Raw genomic sequence first — 22,403 nt, 5'->3', positions numbered from 1 at the left:
CGCTTGCTCAGAATGTTGCCGTTTGGCTATTTGCGCTCAGGATGCGCGAAAAAATAAAATACGTCAATAAACTTGCTCGACTACGAAATCCCTCTCGACGCATCAAGCATGGAGATGCCGCAAGCGGATGCGACCGGCCACACAAAAAAAGCCCGATCAGCTCGGGCTATTTTTGGGTCGGCGTCGGCGACTATCGCCGCCATCAACGACCGTCGTCCAGCGTGAACGTGCTGACCAGTTGCTTCAGGTGCGTTGCCTGGCCTTGCAGGGCGTCGGCAGCCGCGGCGGCTTCCTCCACCAGTGCGGCGTTCTGCTGCGTGACCTGGTCCATCTGGGTCACGGCGCGGTTCACTTCGTTGATGCCGGTGCTCTGCTCCTGGGTCGCGGCACTGATCTCGGCCACCAGATCGCTCACGCGCTTGACGCTGCTGACCACCTCCGTCATGGTTCTTCCGGCCTGCTCCACCAGCTTGCTGCCGGATGCCACCTGGTTGACCGAATCGTCGATGAGCGTCTTGATTTCCTTGGCGGCGGAAGCGGAGCGCTGCGCCAGGCTGCGCACTTCGGAGGCGACCACCGCGAAGCCGCGCCCCTGTTCGCCGGCGCGGGCCGCCTCCACCGCGGCGTTGAGCGCGAGGATGTTGGTCTGGAAAGCGATGCCGTCGATGACGCCGATGATGTCGACAATGCGATTGGACGAGGCGCTGATGGCCTGCATGGTATCGACCACCTGCCCCACCACCGCGCCGCCGTCCACCGCCACGCCGGACGCGGATGCCGCCAGCTGGTTGGCGACCCGGGCGTTCTCGGCATTCTGCTGCACGGTCGATGTCAGCTGCTCGAGCGCGGAGGCGGTCTCTTCCAGCGAACTCGCCTGCTCCTCGGTGCGGGAGGAGAGATCGAGGTTGCCGCTGGCAATCTCGGTCGACGCCGTTGCAATCGTTTCCGATCCCGTCAGCACCTCGCGCACCGTATTGCGCAGGTTCTGGGTCATGCCCTGCAAGCCGGTCAGCAGCTGCCCGATTTCATCTTCCCGATCAACCACCACGCGCGTGGCCAGATTGCCGGCGGCCACCGCGGCGGTGGCTTGCACGGCATGCGACAGGGGACGGGTAATGCCCTCGGAAAGACGCCACGAAATGACGATCCCCAGGAGCAGCGCCAGGGCGCCCACTGCGATCAGGATGACGCGCCCCGAGCGATACTGGTCATCGACGATCGTCGCGCTGTTGTTGATCAGGCGCTGCTGGTAGGCGACCAGGGCCTTGACGCGCGCCGTGTACTCCTTCATCGCCGGGAGCAGCTTCGACTCCAGTCCGGCCAGCGCGGCCTGCTCGTCGCCGGCTTTTTTCTGGCTGAAGACCTCGTCGCGCGCGGCGCTGTAGACCTTGCGTTGCGCGAGCACGGCGTTGAAGAGCTGGCGCCCTTCTTCCGATCCGATCATCTCGTCGAGCTTCTTCTGCAAGGCGCTGGTGCCCGACACCGTGGCGTCGAGCTGCTCCTTGAAGTATTGCTGGTCGGCCGCTACCGGCGACTTGACGAGCGCCACCGTGCGAATGCCGTTGGCCTCGATGTTCCCGGCCCACTCGACGGCCAGCCGCTCCTTCACCAGGTCGCCTGCAATCATGTCCGAGGTGCGCCCGCCGATATCCTGCAGGCGCCAGACGCCGATCACCGTCATCAGCAGCAAGAGAACCAGCACTGCCGAAAATCCAAGCGCCAGGCGCGGGCCAATTCGCATATTTTTCATATATCCATTTCGTCTGTCTTCAGTCATGCAGGCGGTGAGCCTGCTCGCATCAGGATGTTAATCAGACGACGACATGATCCATCCGCCTATCAGGAGGGAAAAACCCTTCGTTTGCCGATGATGAATGTTTTGCATCGATGCCGCGCGGCAACCGGAAGGCCTGCCGCCGCGCTTCGGGGCGCGGGCGCATTTGCAAAAAAATGCGCCATCGGGTATTTTGATGAGAATAATTCTTATTAATATTCTATCGCCCAAAGGGAGGGCGCATGTCCGCCACGCTTGCCGCACAGGAAAGAATCGAGTCGCTGTATTGCGCCTATCACGGTTGGCTGCACGCATGGCTGCGCAAGAAGCTCGGCAACTCCTTCGATGCCGCCGACCTCGCCCACGACACCTTCCTGCGCGTGATGAACAGCCAGCGCCTGCTGTCGCTGGGCGACGAGCCGCGCGCCTTCCTGACCGACGTGGCGAAGAAGGTGGTGATCGACCACTGGCGCCGGCGCGAGATCGAGCGGGCTTATCTCGAATCGATCGCGCACCTGCCGCAGCCGCAGGTGCCCTCCGAGGAAACCCGCCTGCTGATCCAGGAAGCGATCGCGGTCTGCGACGCCATGCTGTTCAAGCTGGGCGCCAAGACCCGCAGGATCTTTCTCATGGCCCAGCTGGAGGGCCTGACCTACCAGCAGGTCGCCGAGGCCACCGGCGTGAGCCTGATCACCGTCAAGCGCCACATGCGGGATGCGTTCGTGGCCTGCATGCAGACCTTGTGATTGCATGATGGCAAGCGAATCCAACCAACCCGACACCATCTTGCTGACGGAAGCCGCCGACTGGCTGGTGCGCATGCAGTCGGGCAGCTGGACGGCCGCCGAGCAGTTGCTGCTGGAGCAGTGGCAGGCGCGCAGCGCCTCCCACGCCGCGGCCTGGGCGCGCGCGCAAAGCGTGCTGCATGCCTTCGGCCGGCTGCCTGCCCGTGCGGGCCACGATGTGCTCGACACGCTGGGCCGCCAGGATCGCCGCCGCGCGCTGCGCCGGCTGGGACTGACCATGCTGGCCGCGCCCGTGGTGTGGGCCGGATGGCGCCAGTTGCCCTGGGATAGCTGGAGCGCCGATTTCAGCACCGCCACCGGCGAGCGCAAGACCGTCGCGCTGCCCGATGGATCGCAGCTTGCGCTCAATACCGGCAGCGCCGTGAAGGTCGCATTTTCCGCCGGCGAGCGCCGCCTCCACCTCGTGGCCGGGGAAATCCTGGTGACGACGGCCCGCGAGCATGCGCCGGTCTACCGCCCATTCATCGTGCAAACCCCGCAGGCAAACATCCGCGCCCTGGGCACGCGCTTCAGCGTGCGCCTGGATGACGATGACACCCTGGTCGCCGTCTTCGAGCATGCGGTGGAAGTGCAACCGCACGGCGGCATCGACGCCACCCGTCTGGACGCCGGACAGCAGGCCCGGTTCGGCGCCGACGGCCTGCGACAGTCAGTCGGCAAGGCCGCGCCGACGCTCGCCTCCTGGCAGCAAGGCATGCTGGCGGTGCAAGACATGCCGGTCGGCCGCTTCGTCGCCGAGCTGGCGCGTTACCGGCGAGGCTGGCTGCGTTGCGATCCGGATATCGCCGGCCTGCGCATTTCCGGCGTGTTCCCGCTGGACGACATCGACGCCAGCCTGGCCATGATGGCGCGCACGCTGCCGGTGCGGGTCCGGCAGCGCACCCGCTACTGGCTCACGGTGGAGCCGGCCTGACACAAAAATCCTTCACGGCGCTGATACCTTTTTCCGTTTCGTTCGATGTACCGGTTGAAGAGGCAAGAATGCCTCGCCTGCCGGCGCCAGCGATGGGCCGAATTCGCGACGAAATGAAGAGAAGGATCATGACCAGCAAGCCGATGCACCAGAAGGTTCAGCAGAACAGACCGCGTTTTTCCCCGCTCACCCTCGCCATTCATGCCGCGCTGCTCGGCATGGCCGTCGCCGTTGCCGCGCCGGCGGCCCGGGCGCAAAGCGCCGCCGCCGGCAGCGAGGCCAGCCGCAGCTACCGCATCGAGGCGGGGTCGCTGGGCGAGGCGCTGGTGCAATTCGCCGCGCAGTCGGGCGTGCGGCTCTCCTTCGATGCGACAACGCTGGCCGGCCAGACCAGCCCCGGGCTGCAAGGCAACTACTCGGTGAAGGGCGGATTCGCGCGCCTGCTGGGCGGCAGCGGCTATGTGCTGCAGGAGCTCGGCGATGGCAGCTACGCATTGCAGGCCCGGCGCGACCAGTCCTCCCTGCCGGCCGTCACCGTGACGGCGCAAGGCGAAGGCAGCGCGACCGAAGGCAGCGGCAGCTACACCGCCACCGGCCCCAGCGCCACCGCCACCAGAATGGGCCTGTCCCTGCGTGAAACGCCGCAGTCGGTCACCGTCATCACCCGCCAGCAGATGGACGACCAGGCGCTGACCAACGTCTCCGAGGTGCTGGAAAAGACTACCGGCATTACCGTGGGCCGCAACGACAGCGAGCGCTTCACCTTCTACTCGCGCGGCTACCAAATCGAGAATTTCCAGTTCGACGGCATCCCCAATACCATGGACGCCGCCAATCAATATACGACCTCGCTGGCCGACAGCGCGATCTACGACCGCGTGGAAATCGTGCGCGGCGCCACCGGCCTGCTGACGGGCGCGGGCTACCCGTCGGCGGTGGTGAACCTGGTGCGCAAGAAACCCGCGCGCGAGTTCGCGGCCTCGGTGGAAGCCGGCGCCGGCTCCTGGGGACGCCGGCGCCTGGTGGCGGACGTCTCCACGCCGATCAACGAGGCCGGCACGGTGCGCGGCCGCGTCGTGGCGGCCGGGCAGAATTCGGATTCCTTCACCGACCACTACAGCCGCGACACCCGCAACGCCTATGCCATCGTCGAAGCCGACCTGACGCCGCACACGTTGCTGAGCCTTGGTGTGGACTATATGGAAACGCGCGCCGACGGCGCCTCCTTCGGCCACATACCGCTGTTCTACAGCGACGGTTCGCCCACCAATTTCCCGCGTTCATGGAACCCGGCCGCGCGCTGGGCGTATTGGAACAACAGCAGCAGCAACGTGTTCGCGACGCTGAAGCACGATATCGGCGGCGGCTGGAAGATCGACCTGGCGGCCAGCCATCTCTCGCAGCGGCGCGACGCGGTCTTCGGCACCACCTACTACGGCACGGTCGACCGCGCCACCGGCGCCGGCATCAGCATGCTGTCCGGCACCAATCCGTCGCAGGCCCAGACCGATGCGTTCAGCGCCACGCTCACCGGCAACTTCCCGCTGCTGGGCCGCACGCACGACCTGAGCGTGGGCGCGAACTATTCGCGACAGAACCGCGATGCGCAGAACTACAACACGACCTTCACCGCCATCGACAATTACTTCGCATGGAACGGCAACGTCGCGCGCCCCGCCGCCGAGAAGTATGAGGACTGGAAGATCCGCATCGTCGAAAAGGGCCTCTCGCTGGCCACCCGCCTGCGCCCGACCGATGCGCTCTCGGTCATCCTCGGCGCGCGCGCCAGCTGGTACGACCTGCTCGACAAATCCACCGCCGTGGACACCGGCCTCACCACCGTGGCCAACGACCTGCACGTCAAGCGCAAGATCACGCCCTATGCCGGGGTGGTCTACGACATCAACAAGCAATGGTCGGCCTACGCCAGCGTGACCGACATCTTCAATCCCCAGACCTATTACAAGGATGCCGGCGGCGGCGCCCTGCCGCCGCTGACCGGCCGCGCCCACGAAGTGGGCATCAAGGCCGAGCTGCTGGATCGCAAGCTCAACGCCAGCCTGGCCCTGTTCCATATCCGCCAGAACAACGCGCCGCAATACGTGGACGTGAACCCGGCCACCGGCGAGGAAATCTATGTGCCCATCTCGGGCGTCACCAGCCGCGGCGTCGAGATGGAACTGTCCGGCAGCATCACGCCCGCCTGGAACCTGTTCGCCGGCTACACCTTCCGCACCTCCTCGGCGCCGGCCCAGCCCGACGCCGTGCTCAGCGCGGTCAACACCAACCAGCCCAAGCACCTGTTCAAGCTCGGCACCAGCTACCGCCTGCCGGACGACTGGTCGCGCTGGACCGTGGGCGGTAACCTCACCTGGCAAAGCGACACCTACTTCCAGCAATCGTCGGCGCCCTACTACCGCGCCGACCAGCCGTCCTATGCCGTGGTCGGCCTGATGGCGCACTATGAGTTCAGCCGCAAGCTCTCCGCCACGCTCCACATCAACAACCTGCTCGACAAGACCTACATGCCCGGACTGGGCTCCTACGGCACCGGGATGTACGGGGATCCGCGCAATGTCCTGCTGACGATGAAGTATGCGTTCTGATACGCATTGGCCAGCATGAAAAAAGCCTGCAGACGCAGGCTTTTTTCATGGAGCGGTCATGTAGCGCAATCACGCCGTGGAATCGTCGAAGCCGCCGCTGTCGCCGAGATCGATGTCGGAGAGATCCGCAAGATCGTTGCCCGATGCCGCGTCGTCGCCGGCCGCAGCCGGCGTCCTGGCGGCATCGCTGGCGTAGTAGTTGTTGACGGTGGTGTTCTCGACGTTCTCCACCGGCGCGCTCAACCCGTTCTGATGCGCGGATCCCGAGCCGCTGCCGTTGCTGCCAGTGTTGCCATTGATCAGGTGTTCGATTCCCTGGTACAGGAACGCGCCGCCCGCCACGCCGGCGGCAGTGGCGGCGACCGTACCCAGCATGCCGCCCATACCGCCCATGCCGCCGCCAAGGAAACCCGACGACGGCGCCGCAGCCGCCGGGTATTGCGCAGCTGCTTGCACCGGAGCCGCCGCATAGGCCGGAACCGGCGCAAGGCCGGGAGCGCTGCGCACAGGCGAAGGCGACGCCGGCGCATGGCCCCAGGCATTGCCGTCGAGAAAACCCGGCGTGGGCGCGGCGGCGGGCTGCAAGGCCTGCACCTGGTTCTGCAGCGATGCGACCTGGGCATTGGCGGCCTTCAGCGCCTGCTCCATCAACAGCGCCCGCTGCACCAGCAGGTAGGCGGCATCCGGCTGCTGCGCGACGGCGGCGGCGATCATCGATTCGGCCTGGACATCCTTGGCGACGCCGCGCACCTGCGTCAGTTGTTGGAGAAAATCTTGCAGCGCTTGTGTTTCTTGCGGACTCATGATGCTTGGCTCCCGGCTGTATTGCACAACGACTAACACGAGGTCATGCGGCCCTCTTCGACCGCCTCGGATTGGATTATGCGCGTGAACGGGCGCCGCCTTTGTGTCCGCGGCGGCAAAGTTCGAAACAGCTTGTAACACGACCGAATCCCGCTGCGCATCCAGACGAGGAAAAGCCGCCCGCAGGCGGCTTTTCCCAATGTTGCGTCAGTTCGCCCGCAGTCTTCGCGCTCCGTCCTATCCCTGCTGGACGATGGCCGCCTGGATCCGCTCCCTGACCGCGGCGATCACCGCATCGCGCACAAACACCTCGGATTCGCGCTGCCCGGCCAGCAGGCCCTGCATCGGCTCGATGCTCCGGCTGCCGCCCGTGACCGTCACATCCCATGTGACGGGGGAGCCCATCTGATAGTGAATCTCGAGATAGAAGACATCGCTCGGCGCTTCCAGGCGTCGAAATGATCCCCGTATCGTCGGCATCTCATTGCACTCCAATAGCGCCGAAAAAGCCGGAGCCGGGGCGCTGCATGCTATCCGCAGCCCTCATCGGCGACGAGGAAACTTGCGCGTGCCCGGCGTGCGGTTTTCGATATGGCGGAAAGTGATGCGTCCCTTGCTCAGGTCATAGGGAGACAGTTCAAGCGTGACCTTGTCGCCGGCCAGGATCTTGATGAAGTTTTTACGCATGCGGCCTGCCGTGTACGCAATCAGCGTATGGCCGTTATCGAGGTCTACCCTGAAACGCGCATCCGGCAAGATTTCGCTGACTTTCCCCTGCATTTCAATGAGTTCTTCTTTAGGCAAGTTGCCTCCATGGTGGATGTGACGTGGCCTTCAGGCGGCGCGCCGGGACCGCTTATCGGGTTCGCGGCGAGGGCCGGCCATGACGTCTCCCTGAATGAACAAGAGGACGGACGTGTGCAGCCGCTTCTCCTGGCGAAGCGGCCGAAGAACTGCATCTGAAAATCGAAGAAAGGGAATGACTGGAATCAGACAGACATTGCCGGAACAGGCAATGCAGGCGAGACGGGCCAGAAGCTTCCAATGACCAGGAAGACGTGGGCCACTATACACACCATTGGCGCATTCGCCTAAGCATTTGTTCCATCACGGCTATCCGCCCTGCCGGATCCGCAGGTCAGGGCGCCGGCACCTTCCGGCGCGGCCACAGGGCTTTCTTTTCACGGAAGGCCACCGCCTTGGCGCCGATGGCAGAAGAGATCGCCTCGCCGGAATGCGCAATGCCTTTGTCGCCATGCTCACGCAGATGATGCTCAATCGCGTGGGCGATTTCGTCCTGGCTAAATCGCTTGTCAGCATTTGACTTCACGTCACTCTCCTCAATCGGCGGTTTGCCGGAAGCTTCACCCTCGGACAGGCGGCCTGTCGGCAGGAAATCCGTCGACGCCGCGCCGCGAGGGCCGGCGCGCAGACGATGCACTTTGCTCATGATGCTCCCCATGGAAATGACAGCAGTGTTCAAGCGCCTCACACTGAGAGACTCGAAGATCGCAGGAGGAGTCGGAATCGGGATGAAGGGGCGAACCGGCAAGGAAGTACAACAGCGGCAGATCCGGTGCGCAAAAGAATGTGGCCTACAGTACTCTTCTTTTCGCCCTGCAAACCGGAATGGCGGCGCATATTTTCCTATCGATCGGTTTGACGCGATAGCGAAGCGGCGCCTTCGCGGCGCCGCTTGCATCGGGGAAACCGGGACGTTCAGGTGACCAGCACGATCTTGCCCACGTTCAGGCCATCCTCCATGCGCTGTTGCGCGGCGCCGGCCTCGGCCAGAGGAAACACGCTGTCGATCACGGGATTGAGCCCATCCGGCCCGAAGCGCGACAGCCAGCGCTCCTTGAAGCGGGCCGACATGGCGTGCTTCACCTCTTGCGAACGCGACTTCATGACCGTGCCGATGATCTTCAGGTGACGGTACAACAAGCGGTCCAGCGGAATCTTCGCGTTGGCGATGCCGCCCATGATGCCGATCTGCACCAGGCGCCCGCCGAAATCGAGCGAATTGACGTTGCGCTCGAAGTACGGCGCGCCGATGAAATCCAGGATCAGGTTCACGCCGCGATTGCCGGTCAGCCTGGCGATCGCCTCCGAGAAATCCTCCTTCTCATAGTCGATGGCGTGATCGGCGCCCATGCTGTGCACCAGCCCATGCGCGCCGGACTGGGCGGTGGTGTATACCGTCGCGCCCACGGCATGGGCCAACTGGACTGCGGCGCCGCCGACACCGCCTGCGCCCGCGTGCACCAGCACGCTCTCGCCGGCCTGCAAGTTGCCCAGGTGGATCAAGGCCTCGTGCGCCGTCACGAAGACCTCGGTGATGGCGGCGGCATGGATGTAATCCATCTCCCCGGGAATCGGCATGGCCATGCGGTAGTCGATGCGGGAGACCTCCGCGTAGGCGCCGCCGCCGACGATGCCCATGACGCGGTCGCCGACCGCATAGCCCTGAACTTGCTCGCCGACGGCGATGACGTCGCCCGCTATCTCCAGGCCCATGATGGTGGAGTCGCCGAAGTCCGGCCAGCCGTAGCCGCCGCGGCGATGAGTGAGGTCGGCGCGGTTGACGCCGGCCGCGCGGGTGCGCACCAGGAGGTCGTGCGGGCGCAGCGTCGGCTCCGCGACTTCGCCGATATGCAGCACGTCGGCGGCGCCGAATTGATCGAAGGTGATGGCTTTCATGGATGTTCCTTTTGTCTTGTTGGATGTGGTCGGCCGCCGCGTCGTCGGCGCGGCGGCATCTGTTCAGGCCGCGCCGTCTTCGGCGAAGGCGGCATTGGCATAGGCCGACGCGGTGATCGCCGCGGGGAAGCCGGCGTAGAACGCCAGGTGGGTAATGGCGGCGCTGAGCTCGGTCTTGGTCAGGCCGTTCTGCAGGCCGCGACGCAGGTGGGCCGGCAGTTCGTTGGCGTGATTGAGCGCGATGAGGCAGGCGATCGTGATGAGGCTGCGGTCGCGCGGCGCCAGGTCCCGGTCTTGCCAGACTTCGGAATACAGCGGCTCTTCGACGAAGTCGGAAAGCTTGGGCGTGAACGGGCGCGCGGCGGCGCGGGGGCTGGTGAAATCGATGGGCTTCATGATCTTTCCTTTCGGTGTGGAATCAGGCTTGGCTGATGAACTTGTTGCTCAGGTAATGGCCGATGCCCTCGGTGCCGCCTTCGGAACCGTGACCGCTTTCCTTCATGCCGCCGAAGGGCAGTTCGGTGGCGACGATGCGGTACTGGTTGATGCCGATCATGCCGGCCTCCAGCCCGTCGCCGACATCGATGGCGGTGCGCGCGTCGCGGGTAAAGGCGTAGGCCGACAGCGCATAAGGCAGGCGGTTGGCCTCGGCCAGGCCGTCTTCGATGGTGTCGAAGGGACGCAGGACGGCGATGGGGCCGAACGGTTCCTCGTGCATGATGCGGGCGCTCATCGGAACGTCCGCGAGCACGGTCGGTTCGAAGAAATAGCCGGGGCCGTCGATGCGCCTGCCGCCGGCGAGCACCTTCGCGCCCTGCTCGACGGCATCCGCCACCAGCGCCTCCATCTTGGCCAGCTGGCGCGGATTGGCCAGCGGACCGACCTGGGTGTCGGGCGCCATGCCGTCGCCGATCACCAGCTTGCCGGTAGCTGCCACGAACTGCTCGGCAAAGCGGCGGTAGGCGCCGCGCTGGATGAGGAAGCGGGTAGATGAGATGCAGATCTGGCCGGTGCCGCGAAAACGGTTGGCGGCGCCGCCGGCGGCCGCGGCGTCGATATCGGCGTCCTCGAACACCAGGACCGGACCGTGTCCGCCGAGCTCCAGCGTGATCGGCTTGACGCCGGCCGCGGCGCGCTCGGACAGCAGCCGCCCGACGGGCACGGAGCCGGTAAAGGCGACCTTGCGGATAATGGGCGAGGCGATCAACTGCGACGACACCATGTCGGGCACGCCGAAGACCACCTGCAGCACGCCCTTGGGCAAGCCAGCATCGTCCAGGCAACGGGCCAGCGCCAGGGCCGTCGCCGGGCTCTCCTCGCCCGGCTTCAGGATGACGCTGCAGCCTGCCGCCAAGGCGGCGGACAATTTGCGGGCAGGCGTGATGGCGGGGAAATTCCAGGGCGTGAAGGCGGCGACCGGGCCGATGGCCTGGCGCTTGACCAGCTGCTGCACTCCCGGCCGGTTGGCGGGGACGACGCGGCCGTCGATGCGGCGCGCTTCCTCCGCGAACCACTCGAAGTAGTCGGCCGCGCGCAGCACTTCGTCGCGGCTTTCGCCCAGCGGCTTGCCCTCTTCCAGGGTCATCTGCACGGCGATATGCCCGGCGCGTTCGCGCATCAGGTTGGCGGCGTTCTTCAGGATGCGGGCGCGCTGCTCGGGCACGGTATGGCGCCAAACGTCGAAGGCGGCCTGCGCCGTCGCCAGGGCCTGCTCCAGGTCGGCCGCCGTGGCCAGCGGGAGGCGGCCCAGGGCGGCGCCGGTTGCCGGGTTGACGACGGCAGCGGTGTCCCGGCTGCCGGCTTCCAGCCACGCGCCGTCGATGAACAGGTAAAGGGGGTCGTACTTATACGTTGGCATGATGTTCTTCCTCGGGTGAATTCGGTAAGGTCTTGGCTTACGACAGGAAGAAGATTAAGACCGGGCGCCGTCGCCGATAAGACGGCTCCTGCCCACAACGGCTATGCAAGGAATGCACAGATGCAATCAGAGAAATTCGCGGAGTTCCTGGGCGTGTTCGCCGACGTCGCGCGCGAAGGCAGCTTTTCCGGCGCAGGCCGGCGCCGCGGCAGGACGCCGTCCTCGATAGGCCGGCAGATCGATATGCTGGAGGCGTATCTCGATACGCCGCTGTTCTTGCGCTCCACCCGGCTGCTCACGCTCACCGATGCGGGCGAGGCGTTGCTGGTGCGGGCAAGGCAGATCCTGGATTCGCTGGAAGACGCGCAGCAGGAGCTGGCGTCGATGAAGGGCGCGGTGACCGGGATCCTGCGCGTGGCGTGCTTCCCCACCTTCGGCAAGCGCTATGTGCTGCCGGTGATGGGCGAGCTGGCGCGCCGCTATCCCGACGTGCGGCTGGAACTGGATTTGACGGAAAGGATTGCCGACCCCGTGGCCGAGCGCCTGGACCTGGTCATCCGCATCGGCGACATGGCCGACAGCACGCTCATCGGCGCGCGCATCGCCACCCAGACCCGCATCCTGTGCGCCAGCCCGGCCTATATTGCACAGGCGGGCATGCCGGCGCGGCTGGACCAGCTCGCCGCCCATCGCCTGATCGACAAGCTGCATGGCGCGGACTTGCTGGGATGGGCCGATGTGCTGGGACAGCCGGCGCGCGCGGCGAGCGCGCAACCCGTCTTCGCCTGCGACGACTTCGAGGCGATGCGCCTGGCCGCGCTGGAGGGGCTGGGCATCGGCTATCTTCCCGATTGGGTAGTCGGCCCCGACGTCAAGGAGGGCCAGCTGCTGCAGCTGTTCCCCGAATGGTCGGCGCAAGCGCGCGCCTCGACCGGCATCCACGCCCTGCGCGCGCTGCGGCAGCCCCCTGCCCGCGTCACCGTCTTTCTGGACGCCCTGCGCGGCCTGATCGGGCATCCGCCGACATGGGCGCCCGGCGGGCAGGAACACTCAGGCGAGACTTGGCCGGAGTGAAAGCGGGAGTCAGGGAAACAGGCCCGCTTGGCGATAGCCTTCGATGATCTGATCGTAGACGGCGATGTCTCCCTGCCCGCGGGCAATGAGCTGGGCGCCTTCGATCGCGGCGAAAACGGCCAGCGCCCGATTTCTGACCTGCTTAAGCTGCCTGGCGTCATTGCTTCCGCCGGCAAGCAACTCGCTCAACCAGGCGATATTCATCTGATTGAAGCGATTGATCTCCACCCGCACTTCTTCCGGCAGGTCGTCGTGTTCAGCGGACATGATTCCGCAAAGGCACATCCGGTTGTCGTCCACCAGCGCCGACCGGAAGATATCGGTGTACTGCTGCATGGCGGCGCGCGCGCTCTTGCTGCCAGTCTTGATCGCGGCCAGGAATCCGCTCCCGTCTTCCGAATAGCGGCGCGCCAGGGCAGCGCCCAAATCGCCCTTGGTGGGGAAATGGTAGTGCACGCTTGCGCTCTTGATGCCGACTTCCGCAGCCAGGTCCCTGAAGCTCAAGGCGTTGTAGCCTCGCGCCTGCACCGTCTTGCGGGCGGCGCTCATTATATTTTCACGGGTATCAGCGGCGCTCATAAAAATCTCTCTATCGATAGATAGTTGTTGACAGCGCGATTCTACTCCCTTATCGTCTATCTACCGATAGATAGATAACAAGGAGTTTCAAATTGAAGATTTATGATCGCCCCGGCTTTCCCAATCCCGCCAGGATCCGCATCGTTCTTGCACAAAAGGGACTTGACGCCAAGGTCACCTTTGAATCCGTGGACCTCATTGGCGCACAGCACAAGGAGGATGCCTTCCTGGCCAAGAATCCTTCCGGCGTACTCCCCCTGCTGGAGCTGGACGATGGCACCCTGATCGCCGAGAGCACTGCGATTACGGAATACCTGGACAATCTCGACGGCAATCCTGTCCTGACCGGCAGCACACCCAGGGAGAAAGGGCTGATTCACATGATGCAGCGGCGCGCCGAAAGCGAATTGCTGGATGCCGTGGGAATCTATTTCCATCACGCCACCCCAGGCCTGGGCCCGGCGCTGCAGAAACACAAGAGCCCGCAATGGGAACATCGCAAGCAATGGGGCGAACGCGAACGCGACAGGGCAATCAGGGGCATGTGCTACTTCGACCAGGTCTTGCGCGAGCATCCGTTCGTCGCCGGCGACAATTTCTCGATGGCCGACATCACGGTCTTCGCGGGCCTGGCATTCGCCGACGCCGCCGGCATTCAGATCGCCGACGAACTGGCGCAGCTCAAGGCGTGGCGAGCCAGGGTGGCAGAACTGCCTGCCGTCAAGAACCGCAGCGGCCAGGATTTCGAAGCGGAAGATCTTCGCCGAATGGGATTTTAAACGGTGGCTTGAAGCGGCAATGCGGCCCCGCGCATCGGCGCGCGGGGGCCGGTGGATCATCTCAGCTGTCGCCGGTGGTCAAAACGCGCTCTTGATGACGCCGCCATCAACACGCAGCGCCGCGCCGGTGGTGGCGGAAGCCAGCGGGCTGACCACGTAGGCGACCAGCGAGGCCACCTCCTGCGGGGTGCCGAAGCGCTTGATCAGCGAGGTCGGGCGGACATGGTCGAAGAACTCCGCCTCGACCTGCTCGAAGCTCTTGTCGCTGGAGCGCGCCATGCCTTCGACGAAGTCGCCCACGCCTCGCGATTTGGTCGGGCCGGGCAGCACGCTGTTGACCGTGATGCCGGTGCCGGCGACCGACTCCGCCAGCCCGCGCGACACCGCCAGCTGGGCGGTCTTGGTCATGCCGTAATGGATCATCTCGGTGGGAATCTGCACCGCGCTTTCGCTGGAGATGAAGACGATGCGCCCCCAGTTCGCGCGCTTCATTTCCGGCAGCACCAAACGCGCCAGGCGCACGCCGCTCAAGACATTGACGTCGAAGAAGCGCTGCCAGTCCTCGTCTGGAATATCCTCGAAGGCCTTGGGCTCGAAAATGCCGAGATTGTTGACCAGGATCTCGATGCCCGGATGGCGCCGCGCCACCTCATGCGCGGCATCGGCCTGGCTCAGGTCCGCGGCGAAGCCCTGCACCGTGCCCTTGGTCTCCGAGCGGATGCGCTCCACCGCCTCATCCACCCCCGCCTGCGTCCTGCCGTTGACGATAACGTTCGCGCCCTCCTGGGCCAGGGTGCGCGCGATCGCGTAGCCGATGCCCGCCGTACTGCCGCTTACCAGGGCCAGTTTGCCCTTGAGTTGCAAGTCCATGTCGATTCTCCTTGGTTGGCTGCGGAAGATGCCGCGAAGGCGCGATGAAACGGATGCTCGCCATCCCGGCAGCAGCGCCACTGTATCAGGAAGTCCCCCCACCCTCCCGGGCCGATTGCGGCAGGATGGCCTCCAGCTCGACCCCGGCCTGCTCGAAGCGTTCCACCAGGAAATCCAGCAAGGCGCGCACGCGCGGCGCCATGTAGCGGGTGCGCTGGTACAGGGCGTGCACCGGCGCGTCCGGCGTGCGCCAGTCCGGCAGCAGCACCTGCAAACGGCCGGCCTGAAGGTCGGCGCCGATGTCCCAGACCGACTTCATGGCGATGCCGTGGCCATCGATCGCCCACTCGCGGGCGACGGCGCCGTCGTTGGTTTCGCGCGCGCCGGCGGTGGGCACGATGAAGTCCCGCACTTGCCCGTCGCGCTCGAAGCGCCACTCGTTGGCCGTGCCCGAGGCGGAGGACAGCACGATGCAATCGAAGCGGTGCAGCTCATCAGGATGCGCCGGCATGCCGCGCGCGGCCACATAGGCCGGCGCCGCGCACAGCACCCGGCGATTGAACGCCAGCGGCCGCGCCACCATCGAGCTGTTCTGCGGCACGCCGAAGCGGATGGCGAGATCAAGGTCGTCCTGCAGCAGGTCGGCGACCGCGTCGCCCAGGATCAGCGCCAGCGTGATGTGCGGATGAAGCCGGTTGAACTCCTCCAGCCAGCCGCGCAGCACATGACGGCCGAAGTCGGAAGTGGCGGCGATGCGCAGCTTGCCGCTGACGGCGCTGCGCCCGGCCTGCAGCGCCGCATGGGCGTCGTCCAGGGCGTCGATGGCCTGCTGGCAGTGCGCCAGGTACATGGCGCCCTCGGCGGTGAGGCGCAGCCGGCGCGTGGTGCGCTCGAACAGCCGCGTGTTGAGCGCGGCTTCCAGCTTGACCAGGCGGGCGCTGGCGGCAGCCGGCGAGAGGCCCATCTTGCGGCCGGCGGCCGACAGGCTGCCGAGCTTGGCCGCTTCGACAAACAGACGAATATCTCCCAAGTTTTGCATCGTAATTATTTTGTTATTTTTGATAATGCATCAAATACTAGACCAATTATCAAATTTTCGCCGCATTCGCATAATCGACCCAGTTCAAACTTTCCTGGAGTCTTCCATGCAATCGATCTCACCCCTGCTGGCCCCGCTCACCGTCGGCGACGCCACCCTGCCGCACCGCATCGTGATGGCGCCCATGACGCGCGCCCGCAGCACGCAACCGGGCGACGTGCCCAATGCCCTCAACGCCGCCTACTACGCGCAACGGGCCTCGGCCGCGCTGATCGTCAGCGAAGCCGCGCAAATCTCGCCGCAAGGCAAGGGATACTCGTTCACTCCCGGCATCTACAGCCAGGAGCAGGTGCGCGGCTGGCGCCTGGTGACCGACGCGGTGCACCGGGCCGGCGGCCGCATCTTCCTGCAACTGTGGCACGTCGGCCGCATGTCCCATCCCGATTTCCACGACGGCGCGCTGCCGGTGGCGCCCTCGGCGATACCGTTCGACGGGCAGATCTGGAAGGTCGACGCCGCCACCGGCGTGGGCGCCATGGTGGATTGCCCGACCCCGCGCGAACTGCAGCGCGACGAGATCGCCGCCATCGTCGAGGACTTCCGCCAGGGGGCGCGCAACGCCATCGCGGCCGGATTCGACGGCGTCGAGATCCACGGCGCCAACGGCTACCTGGTCGACCAGTTCCTGCGCACCACCTCCAACCAGCGCACCGACGAATACGGCGGCACGCGCGAGAACCGGCTGCGCTTTCTCAGGGAAGTGGTCGACGCCGTGGCCGGCGAAGTCGGCGCGCATCGCACGGCGATCCGCCTGGCGCCCTTCCTGACCACGCGCGGCATGGATTGCCCGGACATCCTGCCGACCATCCTGGACGCGGCCGCGTTTCTGCAGGAGCGCGGCATCGCCTACCTGCACCTGGTGGAAGCGGACTGGGACGACGCGCCGGAATTCACCGAGAGCTTCCGCCAACAACTGCGCGAGCGCTTCGCCCGACCCATCATCGTGGCCGGCAATTACAACAAGGCGCGCGCGCAATGGGTGCTCGGCCGCGGCTACGCGGACCTGGTCGCCTTCGGCCGGCCCTTCGTCGCCAATCCCGACTATCCGCGCCGCCTGACCGAAGACCTGCCGCTGGCCGACTTCGACGGCGCCACCTTGTTCGGCGGCGGCGAGCGCGGCTACACCGACTACCCGGCGCTGCCGGAGGCGGTCGCGGCCTGAGCGCCGTTGACCATCGTTATCCGACAATCCATCCATACCTCATCAGGAGAACCATCATGAAAGACACCACAGTGCTCGTCATCGGCGGCTTGTCCGGCATCGGCCGCGCAGTGGCTGAACAGGCGGCAGCCGCAGGCGCGCGCGTGATCGCCGCCGGCCGCCGTGCGCCCCCCGCCGATTTCCCGGCCTCGATCGCGACGATGCAAGTCGACATCGGCGACGACGCCTCGGTGGCCCGCCTGTTCGACGGCATCGGCGCCATCGACCACCTGGTCGTCACGGCCGGACCGGTGATCGGCTCGGCCAGGTTGGCCGACCTGAAGATGGCCGACGCCATGGCCGCCTTCAACGTCAAGTTCTTCGGCCAGATGCGCGTGGCGCAGCGCGCCCTGGGCAGCATCAACCGCGCCGGCTCGATCACGTTGACCTCGGGCCTGCTGGCGCGCAAGGCCGCGCCGGGCGCGCTGGTCAAGGCCACCATGAACGCCGCGACCGACATCATGGCCAAGACCCTGGCCAAGGAACTGGCGCCGCTGCGCGTCAACGTCGTCAGTCCCGGCATGGTGGAGACCGGCATGTGGGGCGAGATGAGCGAGGCCGACCGCAAGGCCATGGCCGCGCGCGCCGGCGCCAACCTGCCGGTGGGCCGCGTCGGCCAGGGCGCCGACCTGGCGCAGGCTTACCTGATGCTGATGCAAAACGGCTTCATGACCGGCAGCGTAGTCGACGTGGACGGCGGCGGCTTGCTGTAAGACGGCCATGCAACTCGACCACATCACCATCGTGGCCTCGGACTGCGCCTGCCTGCGCGATTTCTTCGTCGAAGTCGCCGGCATGGAGGAAGGCGCGCGACCGGCGTTCGGCGTGGCCGGGCACTGGCTGTACCTGGGCCGGCTGCCGGTGCTGCACCTGATCGAACGCCCGGAGGCGCAAGCCGATGCCGGTGTCGCCAACGGCCGGCCGGCGGCCCGCATTGATCACATGGCCCTGCGCATCGACAGCGCGCCGGAGTGGCAAAAGCTGCTGCGGCGCCTGCGCGAGCGGCAGGTGCCGTACCAGCTCTCCGGCGCCGGCGCGCTGCAGGAGCGGCAGCTCTTCGTCACGCTGGCGCCGGCGGTCACGGTCGAATTCGTGATCGCGGCCGAGCACCTGGCCTAGGCCGGCGGCACGACCGCCGAGGCTTCGCGCCAGAAGGCGCCGGGCGGGCCGCTTTCCGGATTGCGATCAGGAAAACGATTCGCTTCGTACGCCTTTCATTCCTCCCGCCAAACAATTCCTCCCGGCAAGCGTTGCCCGCGACGCCGCATCCCGGAGCCCATCAGGAAAACCCCCATTGTCGCCGCGCCGGGCTTGACCAAGAATCCCATTGGGCGTCATCGATAAGCGGCCGCCCCGTCGGGCGAACCCTCGACGCCGAATGCCGGGCGCCCATGGCGACAGGCCTTCCTCCAACAATTCGAATGGCGGGGTTGAAATGAAACACCTGAGAAGTCTCAAGATCGGCACCCAGCTGCGGCTGGGATTCGGTATCCTGATCGTGCTGATGATTGTGCTGGTGTCCTTCGCGTTGGTCCGCATGAATGCGATCTCGCACGCGGTCAAGCACCTGGACAAGATTCACGACACCAGGCTGGACCCGATGTACGAAGCCCGGGAAGCGCTCGACCAGACCGGCATGGCCGCACGCAACGCCTTCATCTTCCAGGACGAGCGCGAAGCCTCGAGGGAGCTGGCGATCCTGGACGAGCAAAAGGCGCTCTACCTGGACGCGCTGGCCAGGCTGGAACCCGAATTCCGCGACGACCCGCAGTTCGCCAAGGTCAAGGCCGGATTGCTGGCCATGGCCGAGGAACTCAAGCGCCCACGAAAATACCGGGAGGCTGGACAGATGAGCGAATTCGGCACCTTCCTCGTGAAAGAGTGCAGCCCCTTGCGCCGCCAGATCGTGCAGGACATCGACGTCCTGCTGAAATCCCAGCAGAAGGCGGCCGACCAGGCCACCGACTACGCCGAATCGCTGTTTACCGAATCGCTGCGCCTGATCATGGCCTGGACCGCAGTCATCCTCGCCGTCTCGGTCCTGACCGCATGGCTGATCCGCAAGAGCCTGCTCACGCAACTGGGCGGCGAGCCGGCCTACGCGGTGGAGATCGCCGGGCGCATCGCCCATGGCGAGCTGTCCACGGCGGTGGAGACGGGCGAGCAGGATGACTCCAGCCTGCTGTTCGAGATCCGCATCATGCGCGACAAGCTGGCTTCGCTGGTGCAGCAGGTGCGCATCGGCACCCACACCATCGCCGGCGCCTCGGCCGAAATCGCCTCGGGCAACCTGAACCTGTCCGAGCGCACCGAACAGCAGGCCGATACGCTGGAGAAGACCGTGGCCGCGATGGAGGAGCTGATCCTGACGGTGCGCCGCAATGCCGAGAACGCGCAGCAGGCCAAGCAACTGGCGGACTCGGCTTCGTCGATCGCCACCAAGGGCGGCGATGCCGTGAACCAGGTGGTGACGACCATGGGCGTGATCGACGACGCCTCCAGGAAGATCGTGGACATCATCGGCGTGATCGACGGCATCGCCTTCCAGACCAACATCCTCGCGCTGAACGCCGCGGTGGAAGCCGCCCGCGCGGGCGAACAGGGTCGCGGCTTCGCGGTGGTGGCCTCCGAGGTGCGTTCGCTGGCCCAACGTTCTGCGTCGGCCGCCAAGGAGATCAAGGAGCTGATCGATCATTCCGTGACCAGCGTGGCCGATGGCAGCCGCCTGGTGCGCGAAGCCGGCGGCACCATGAGCGAAGTGGTGGCCAGCGTGCAGCGCGTGACCGGCATCGTGGCCGAGATCAGCCACTCCAGCCAGGCGCAGACCGAGGGCATCACGGCGGTCAACGAGGCCATCTCGCAGCTTGACCAGAACACCCAGCAAAACGCGGCGCTGGTCGAGCAGGCCGCCGCGGCATCGCAATCCATGAGCCAGCAGGCGGAACACCTGAGCGAGCTGGTCGGCGCCTTCAAGCTGAGCCAGGTGCAGATGGACGCGGAGCACCGCGAGATCAACATCACCCCGCAATACATGGAATTGCAAGTGGCGTGAAACCCCGGCGCGCCGGACGGCGCCGGGTGCAATGAAGAACAAGGATGCCGGCGGGGAGCCGGTCAACGGGACAATACCTGACGAGAGAAGATGATGGATTCCTTTCAACAAGAAATCGACGAGCGCACCAACCTCACCGCCAACAACAAGTTCGAGCTGCTGCTGTTCCGCCTGGGACGCCCGGCCGGCGACAATGCCGGCGGCGAGGGCGAGCTGTTCGGCATCAACGTCTTCAAGGTGCGCGAGATCGTGCCGGCCATGAACATCATCAAGCCGGCAGGCATGCGTCCGCCGCTCATGGGCATGGCCAATGTGCGCGGCGAAGTGATGCCGGTCATCGACCTGCCGTCGATCGCCGGCTGCGTCTCGCCGGAAGAGCCGGGCATCCTGCTGATCACCGAGTTCGCCCGCCACACGCAGGCCTTCGCGGTGCAATCGGTCGAGGACATCGCCCGCCTCGACTGGACCCAGGTGCTGCCCGCCGAGTCGCAAAGCGTCAGCGATGTGGTGACCAGCGTCGCGCGCCTGGAGACCAGCGAAGGCAAGCACACCCTGGTCCAGGTGCTGGATGTGGAGCATATCCTGGAGATCGTCTCGCCCAGCCAGGACAAGTCGCTGGGCTTGCCGCAGGACGAGCAGCCGCTGCAGCTGCCGCCGGGTTCCGTGGTGCTGGCCGCAGACGATTCACGCGTGGCGCGCGCGCTGATCGAAGGCAGCCTCAATGAACTCAAGCTGCCCTTCGTGATGGCCAAGAACGGACGGGAAGCCTGGGACAAGCTGCAAGCCCTGGCGCGCGAAGCGGAAAGCGAGGGCTGCAGCGTCGCCGCCAAGGTCGCGCTGATCCTGACCGATCTGGAGATGCCGGAAATGGACGGCTTCACCCTGACCCGGAAGATCAAGACGCACGACAAGCTCAAGCAGATCCCGGTCGTGATCCACTCCTCCCTGACCGGCAGCGCCAACGAAGACCACGTCAAGACCGTGGGCGCCGACGGCTACATCGCCAAGTTCTCGCCGTCGGACTTCGCCGGGGTGGTGCAGAAGGTGCTCGGCGCGAACCGCTAGCACCCGGCACGGCCTGGCCCAGGTCACGCAGCACTCCGCAAAAAATGCCCGCGCGATTGCGGGCATTTTTCTTGGCGGAACAGGAAGGCGCTGCGCACACTGCCTGCGCCGACGGCGGGCGCAATGCCGGCGGTCGGGAATCAGCAGATAACCAAAACTTATCCCCCTCGATCTATTGGTCTTACCAATAAACTGGTATTATCCAATCCGCAAAACGATAAGGTCCACAGTGCGCCCGGATAGCCGCGGCGCGCCGCCGGCGCCGATTTGAGACAACCTATCTATTGAGGAATCACGATGAAATTACTCCGCTACGGCCCGGTTGGGCAAGAAAAGCCCGGCATCCTGGACCAGGCCGGCAAGATCCGCGATCTGTCCGCCCATATCAAGGACGTCAACGGCGCCGCACTGGACGATGCGACCCTGGCCAAGATCCGCGCGCTGGACATCAACAGCCTGCCCGTGGTGGACGGCAATCCGCGCATCGGCGCCTGCGTCGGCAACATCGGCAAATTCATCTGCATCGGCCTGAACTACGCCGATCACGCCGCCGAATCGAACCTGCCCATCCCGGCCGAGCCAGTGGTGTTCAACAAGTGGACCTCCGCCGTGGTCGGCCCCAATGACGACGTAAAGATCCCGCGCGGCTCCAAGAAGACCGACTGGGAAGTCGAGCTGGGCGTGGTGATCGGCAAGGGCGGCGCCTACATCGACGAGAAGGATGCCCTCTCGCACGTGGCCGGCTATTGCGTGGTCAACGACGTTTCCGAGCGCGAATACCAGATCGAGCGCGGCGGCACCTGGGACAAGGGCAAGGGCTGCGACACCTTCGGCCCGATCGGCCCGTGGCTGGTCACCCGCGACGAAGTCGCCGACCCGCAGAAGCTGGGCATGTGGCTGGAAGTGGACGGCAAGCGCTACCAGAACGGCAACACCAGCACCATGATCTTCGGCGTGGCGCACGTGATCGCCTACCTCTCCAAGTTCATGAGCCTGCAGCCGGGCGACGTCATCTCCACCGGCACGCCGCCGGGCGTGGGCATGGGCGTCAAGCCGGAAGCCGTGTACCTGTGCGCCGGCCAGGTCATGCGCCTGGGCATCGACGGCCTGGGCGAGCAGCAGCAGAAGACCGTCAACGCCTAAGCGCGGCGCGTCTGCCACTCCAAGAATAAGAACAATGCGCGGGCCCCTGCGGCCCGCGCCGACCAACCTCAGAATCACGA

Annotated in this window: 22 protein-coding genes; 11 read left to right on the top strand and 11 right to left on the bottom strand. The window is 65.6% G+C overall.

Annotation, left to right across the window (positions count from 1 at the left end; genetic code table 11):
- Positions 1–202: 202 nt before the first annotated feature.
- Positions 203–1,741 carry a methyl-accepting chemotaxis protein gene (locus Herbaro_RS05430; protein ID WP_275013966.1) on the bottom strand — a complete coding sequence of 513 codons (1,539 nt, stop codon included), beginning with the start codon at positions 1,739–1,741 and terminating at the stop codon, positions 203–205.
- A gap of 275 nt (positions 1,742–2,016) precedes the next feature.
- Between Herbaro_RS05430 and Herbaro_RS05425 the strand changes: the two genes are divergently transcribed.
- From Herbaro_RS05425 to Herbaro_RS05415, 3 genes are all read left to right on the top strand, one after another.
- Positions 2,017–2,520, top strand: a complete 504-nt coding sequence (locus tag Herbaro_RS05425; protein WP_275012812.1) for a sigma-70 family RNA polymerase sigma factor — start codon at positions 2,017–2,019, stop codon at positions 2,518–2,520.
- A 4-nt stretch (positions 2,521–2,524) separates the two neighbouring features.
- The gene (locus Herbaro_RS05420) at positions 2,525–3,493 is read left to right on the top strand and encodes a FecR family protein (protein WP_275012811.1); all 969 of its coding nucleotides are present in this window, start codon (positions 2,525–2,527) and stop codon (positions 3,491–3,493) included.
- A 128-nt stretch (positions 3,494–3,621) separates the two neighbouring features.
- Positions 3,622–6,099: a TonB-dependent siderophore receptor gene (locus tag Herbaro_RS05415; RefSeq protein ID WP_275012810.1), complete on the top strand. Its 2,478-nt coding sequence runs from the start codon at positions 3,622–3,624 to the stop codon at positions 6,097–6,099.
- 69 nt (positions 6,100–6,168) lie between these two features.
- Here Herbaro_RS05415 and Herbaro_RS05410 read toward each other — a convergent pair whose 3' ends face one another.
- From Herbaro_RS05410 to Herbaro_RS05380, 7 genes are all read right to left on the bottom strand, one after another.
- Positions 6,169–6,903: a DUF2076 domain-containing protein gene (locus tag Herbaro_RS05410; RefSeq protein WP_275012809.1), complete on the bottom strand. Its 735-nt coding sequence runs from the start codon at positions 6,901–6,903 to the stop codon at positions 6,169–6,171.
- A gap of 237 nt (positions 6,904–7,140) precedes the next feature.
- On the bottom strand, positions 7,141–7,383 hold the full coding sequence (locus tag Herbaro_RS05405; RefSeq protein WP_275012808.1) for a hypothetical protein: 243 nt from the start codon (positions 7,381–7,383) through the stop codon (positions 7,141–7,143).
- 63 nt (positions 7,384–7,446) lie between these two features.
- Positions 7,447–7,707, bottom strand: a complete 261-nt coding sequence (gene infA, locus Herbaro_RS05400; protein WP_275012807.1) for a translation initiation factor IF-1 — start codon at positions 7,705–7,707, stop codon at positions 7,447–7,449.
- A 334-nt stretch (positions 7,708–8,041) separates the two neighbouring features.
- Positions 8,042–8,353, bottom strand: coding sequence for a hypothetical protein (locus Herbaro_RS05395; protein WP_275012806.1), 312 nt, complete (start codon positions 8,351–8,353; stop codon positions 8,042–8,044).
- 269 nt (positions 8,354–8,622) lie between these two features.
- Entirely contained in the window at positions 8,623–9,603 is a 981-nt protein-coding gene (locus Herbaro_RS05390; protein ID WP_275012805.1) for an NAD(P)H-quinone oxidoreductase, read from the bottom strand.
- A 63-nt stretch (positions 9,604–9,666) separates the two neighbouring features.
- A complete protein-coding gene (locus tag Herbaro_RS05385) occupies positions 9,667–9,999 on the bottom strand; it encodes a carboxymuconolactone decarboxylase family protein (RefSeq protein ID WP_275012804.1) in 333 nt (110 codons plus the stop codon).
- A gap of 22 nt (positions 10,000–10,021) precedes the next feature.
- A complete protein-coding gene (locus tag Herbaro_RS05380) occupies positions 10,022–11,461 on the bottom strand; it encodes an NAD-dependent succinate-semialdehyde dehydrogenase (protein WP_275012803.1) in 1,440 nt (479 codons plus the stop codon).
- Positions 11,462–11,581: 120 nt separating this feature from the next.
- Here Herbaro_RS05380 and Herbaro_RS05375 point away from each other — a divergent pair, with 120 nt between their 5' ends.
- Complete coding sequence (locus tag Herbaro_RS05375; protein ID WP_275012802.1) at positions 11,582–12,535, top strand: LysR family transcriptional regulator; 954 nt, start codon at positions 11,582–11,584, stop codon at positions 12,533–12,535.
- Positions 12,536–12,544: 9 nt separating this feature from the next.
- On the opposite strand, the gene Herbaro_RS05370 is transcribed toward Herbaro_RS05375, so the two are convergent.
- Positions 12,545–13,114 (bottom strand): TetR/AcrR family transcriptional regulator, encoded by a 570-nt coding sequence (locus tag Herbaro_RS05370; protein ID WP_275012801.1) that lies wholly within the window; start codon positions 13,112–13,114, stop codon positions 12,545–12,547.
- Positions 13,115–13,206: 92 nt separating this feature from the next.
- Here Herbaro_RS05370 and Herbaro_RS05365 point away from each other — a divergent pair, with 92 nt between their 5' ends.
- On the top strand, positions 13,207–13,893 hold the full coding sequence (locus Herbaro_RS05365; RefSeq protein ID WP_275012800.1) for a glutathione S-transferase: 687 nt from the start codon (positions 13,207–13,209) through the stop codon (positions 13,891–13,893).
- Between the two features lie 78 nt (positions 13,894–13,971).
- On the opposite strand, the gene Herbaro_RS05360 is transcribed toward Herbaro_RS05365, so the two are convergent.
- The gene (locus tag Herbaro_RS05360; protein WP_275012799.1) at positions 13,972–14,763 is read right to left on the bottom strand and encodes an SDR family NAD(P)-dependent oxidoreductase; all 792 of its coding nucleotides are present in this window, start codon (positions 14,761–14,763) and stop codon (positions 13,972–13,974) included.
- A gap of 85 nt (positions 14,764–14,848) precedes the next feature.
- The gene (locus Herbaro_RS05355; RefSeq protein WP_275012798.1) at positions 14,849–15,802 is read right to left on the bottom strand and encodes a LysR family transcriptional regulator; all 954 of its coding nucleotides are present in this window, start codon (positions 15,800–15,802) and stop codon (positions 14,849–14,851) included.
- A 106-nt stretch (positions 15,803–15,908) separates the two neighbouring features.
- Between Herbaro_RS05355 and Herbaro_RS05350 the strand changes: the two genes are divergently transcribed.
- The 6 genes from Herbaro_RS05350 (at position 15,909) to Herbaro_RS05325 (ending at position 22,323) form a co-directional block, all read left to right on the top strand.
- Entirely contained in the window at positions 15,909–17,024 is a 1,116-nt protein-coding gene (locus tag Herbaro_RS05350) for an alkene reductase (RefSeq protein ID WP_275012797.1), read from the top strand.
- A gap of 56 nt (positions 17,025–17,080) precedes the next feature.
- Positions 17,081–17,776 (top strand): SDR family oxidoreductase, encoded by a 696-nt coding sequence (locus Herbaro_RS05345; RefSeq protein WP_275012796.1) that lies wholly within the window; start codon positions 17,081–17,083, stop codon positions 17,774–17,776.
- A gap of 7 nt (positions 17,777–17,783) precedes the next feature.
- On the top strand, positions 17,784–18,182 hold the full coding sequence (locus tag Herbaro_RS05340; protein WP_275012795.1) for a VOC family protein: 399 nt from the start codon (positions 17,784–17,786) through the stop codon (positions 18,180–18,182).
- Between the two features lie 316 nt (positions 18,183–18,498).
- Positions 18,499–20,115: a methyl-accepting chemotaxis protein gene (locus Herbaro_RS05335; protein ID WP_275012794.1), complete on the top strand. Its 1,617-nt coding sequence runs from the start codon at positions 18,499–18,501 to the stop codon at positions 20,113–20,115.
- Between the two features lie 93 nt (positions 20,116–20,208).
- Positions 20,209–21,180, top strand: a complete 972-nt coding sequence (locus Herbaro_RS05330) for a chemotaxis protein (protein ID WP_275013965.1) — start codon at positions 20,209–20,211, stop codon at positions 21,178–21,180.
- Positions 21,181–21,477: 297 nt separating this feature from the next.
- The gene (locus Herbaro_RS05325) at positions 21,478–22,323 is read left to right on the top strand and encodes an ureidoglycolate lyase (protein WP_275012793.1); all 846 of its coding nucleotides are present in this window, start codon (positions 21,478–21,480) and stop codon (positions 22,321–22,323) included.
- Positions 22,324–22,403 lie beyond the last annotated feature (80 nt).

The sequence above is a fragment of the Herbaspirillum sp. WKF16 genome (assembly GCF_028993615.1).
Lineage (GTDB): Bacteria > Pseudomonadota > Gammaproteobacteria > Burkholderiales > Burkholderiaceae_D > Herbaspirillum.
This window is presented reverse-complemented; position numbering and strand designations above follow the sequence as displayed.

What these genes read in the sequence shown, in the direction of transcription:
- Herbaro_RS05430 (WP_275013966.1), bottom strand. Translation starts at nt 1,741, where the DNA reads ATGCGAATTGGCCCGCGCCTGGCGCTTGGATTTTCGGCAGTGCTGGTT.
- Herbaro_RS05425 (WP_275012812.1), top strand. Translation starts at nt 2,017, where the DNA reads ATGTCCGCCACGCTTGCCGCACAGGAAAGAATCGAGTCGCTGTATTGC.
- Herbaro_RS05420 (WP_275012811.1), top strand. Translation starts at nt 2,525, where the DNA reads ATGATGGCAAGCGAATCCAACCAACCCGACACCATCTTGCTGACGGAA.
- Herbaro_RS05415 (WP_275012810.1), top strand. Translation starts at nt 3,622, where the DNA reads ATGACCAGCAAGCCGATGCACCAGAAGGTTCAGCAGAACAGACCGCGT.
- Herbaro_RS05410 (WP_275012809.1), bottom strand. Translation starts at nt 6,903, where the DNA reads ATGAGTCCGCAAGAAACACAAGCGCTGCAAGATTTTCTCCAACAACTG.
- Herbaro_RS05405 (WP_275012808.1), bottom strand. Translation starts at nt 7,383, where the DNA reads ATGCCGACGATACGGGGATCATTTCGACGCCTGGAAGCGCCGAGCGAT.
- Herbaro_RS05395 (WP_275012806.1), bottom strand. Translation starts at nt 8,353, where the DNA reads ATGAGCAAAGTGCATCGTCTGCGCGCCGGCCCTCGCGGCGCGGCGTCG.
- Herbaro_RS05390 (WP_275012805.1), bottom strand. Translation starts at nt 9,603, where the DNA reads ATGAAAGCCATCACCTTCGATCAATTCGGCGCCGCCGACGTGCTGCAT.
- Herbaro_RS05385 (WP_275012804.1), bottom strand. Translation starts at nt 9,999, where the DNA reads ATGAAGCCCATCGATTTCACCAGCCCCCGCGCCGCCGCGCGCCCGTTC.
- Herbaro_RS05380 (WP_275012803.1), bottom strand. Translation starts at nt 11,461, where the DNA reads ATGCCAACGTATAAGTACGACCCCCTTTACCTGTTCATCGACGGCGCG.
- Herbaro_RS05375 (WP_275012802.1), top strand. Translation starts at nt 11,582, where the DNA reads ATGCAATCAGAGAAATTCGCGGAGTTCCTGGGCGTGTTCGCCGACGTC.
- Herbaro_RS05370 (WP_275012801.1), bottom strand. Translation starts at nt 13,114, where the DNA reads ATGAGCGCCGCTGATACCCGTGAAAATATAATGAGCGCCGCCCGCAAG.
- Herbaro_RS05360 (WP_275012799.1), bottom strand. Translation starts at nt 14,763, where the DNA reads ATGGACTTGCAACTCAAGGGCAAACTGGCCCTGGTAAGCGGCAGTACG.
- Herbaro_RS05355 (WP_275012798.1), bottom strand. Translation starts at nt 15,802, where the DNA reads ATGCAAAACTTGGGAGATATTCGTCTGTTTGTCGAAGCGGCCAAGCTC.
- Herbaro_RS05350 (WP_275012797.1), top strand. Translation starts at nt 15,909, where the DNA reads ATGCAATCGATCTCACCCCTGCTGGCCCCGCTCACCGTCGGCGACGCC.
- Herbaro_RS05345 (WP_275012796.1), top strand. Translation starts at nt 17,081, where the DNA reads ATGAAAGACACCACAGTGCTCGTCATCGGCGGCTTGTCCGGCATCGGC.
- Herbaro_RS05340 (WP_275012795.1), top strand. Translation starts at nt 17,784, where the DNA reads ATGCAACTCGACCACATCACCATCGTGGCCTCGGACTGCGCCTGCCTG.
- Herbaro_RS05335 (WP_275012794.1), top strand. Translation starts at nt 18,499, where the DNA reads ATGAAACACCTGAGAAGTCTCAAGATCGGCACCCAGCTGCGGCTGGGA.
- Herbaro_RS05330 (WP_275013965.1), top strand. Translation starts at nt 20,209, where the DNA reads ATGGATTCCTTTCAACAAGAAATCGACGAGCGCACCAACCTCACCGCC.
- Herbaro_RS05325 (WP_275012793.1), top strand. Translation starts at nt 21,478, where the DNA reads ATGAAATTACTCCGCTACGGCCCGGTTGGGCAAGAAAAGCCCGGCATC.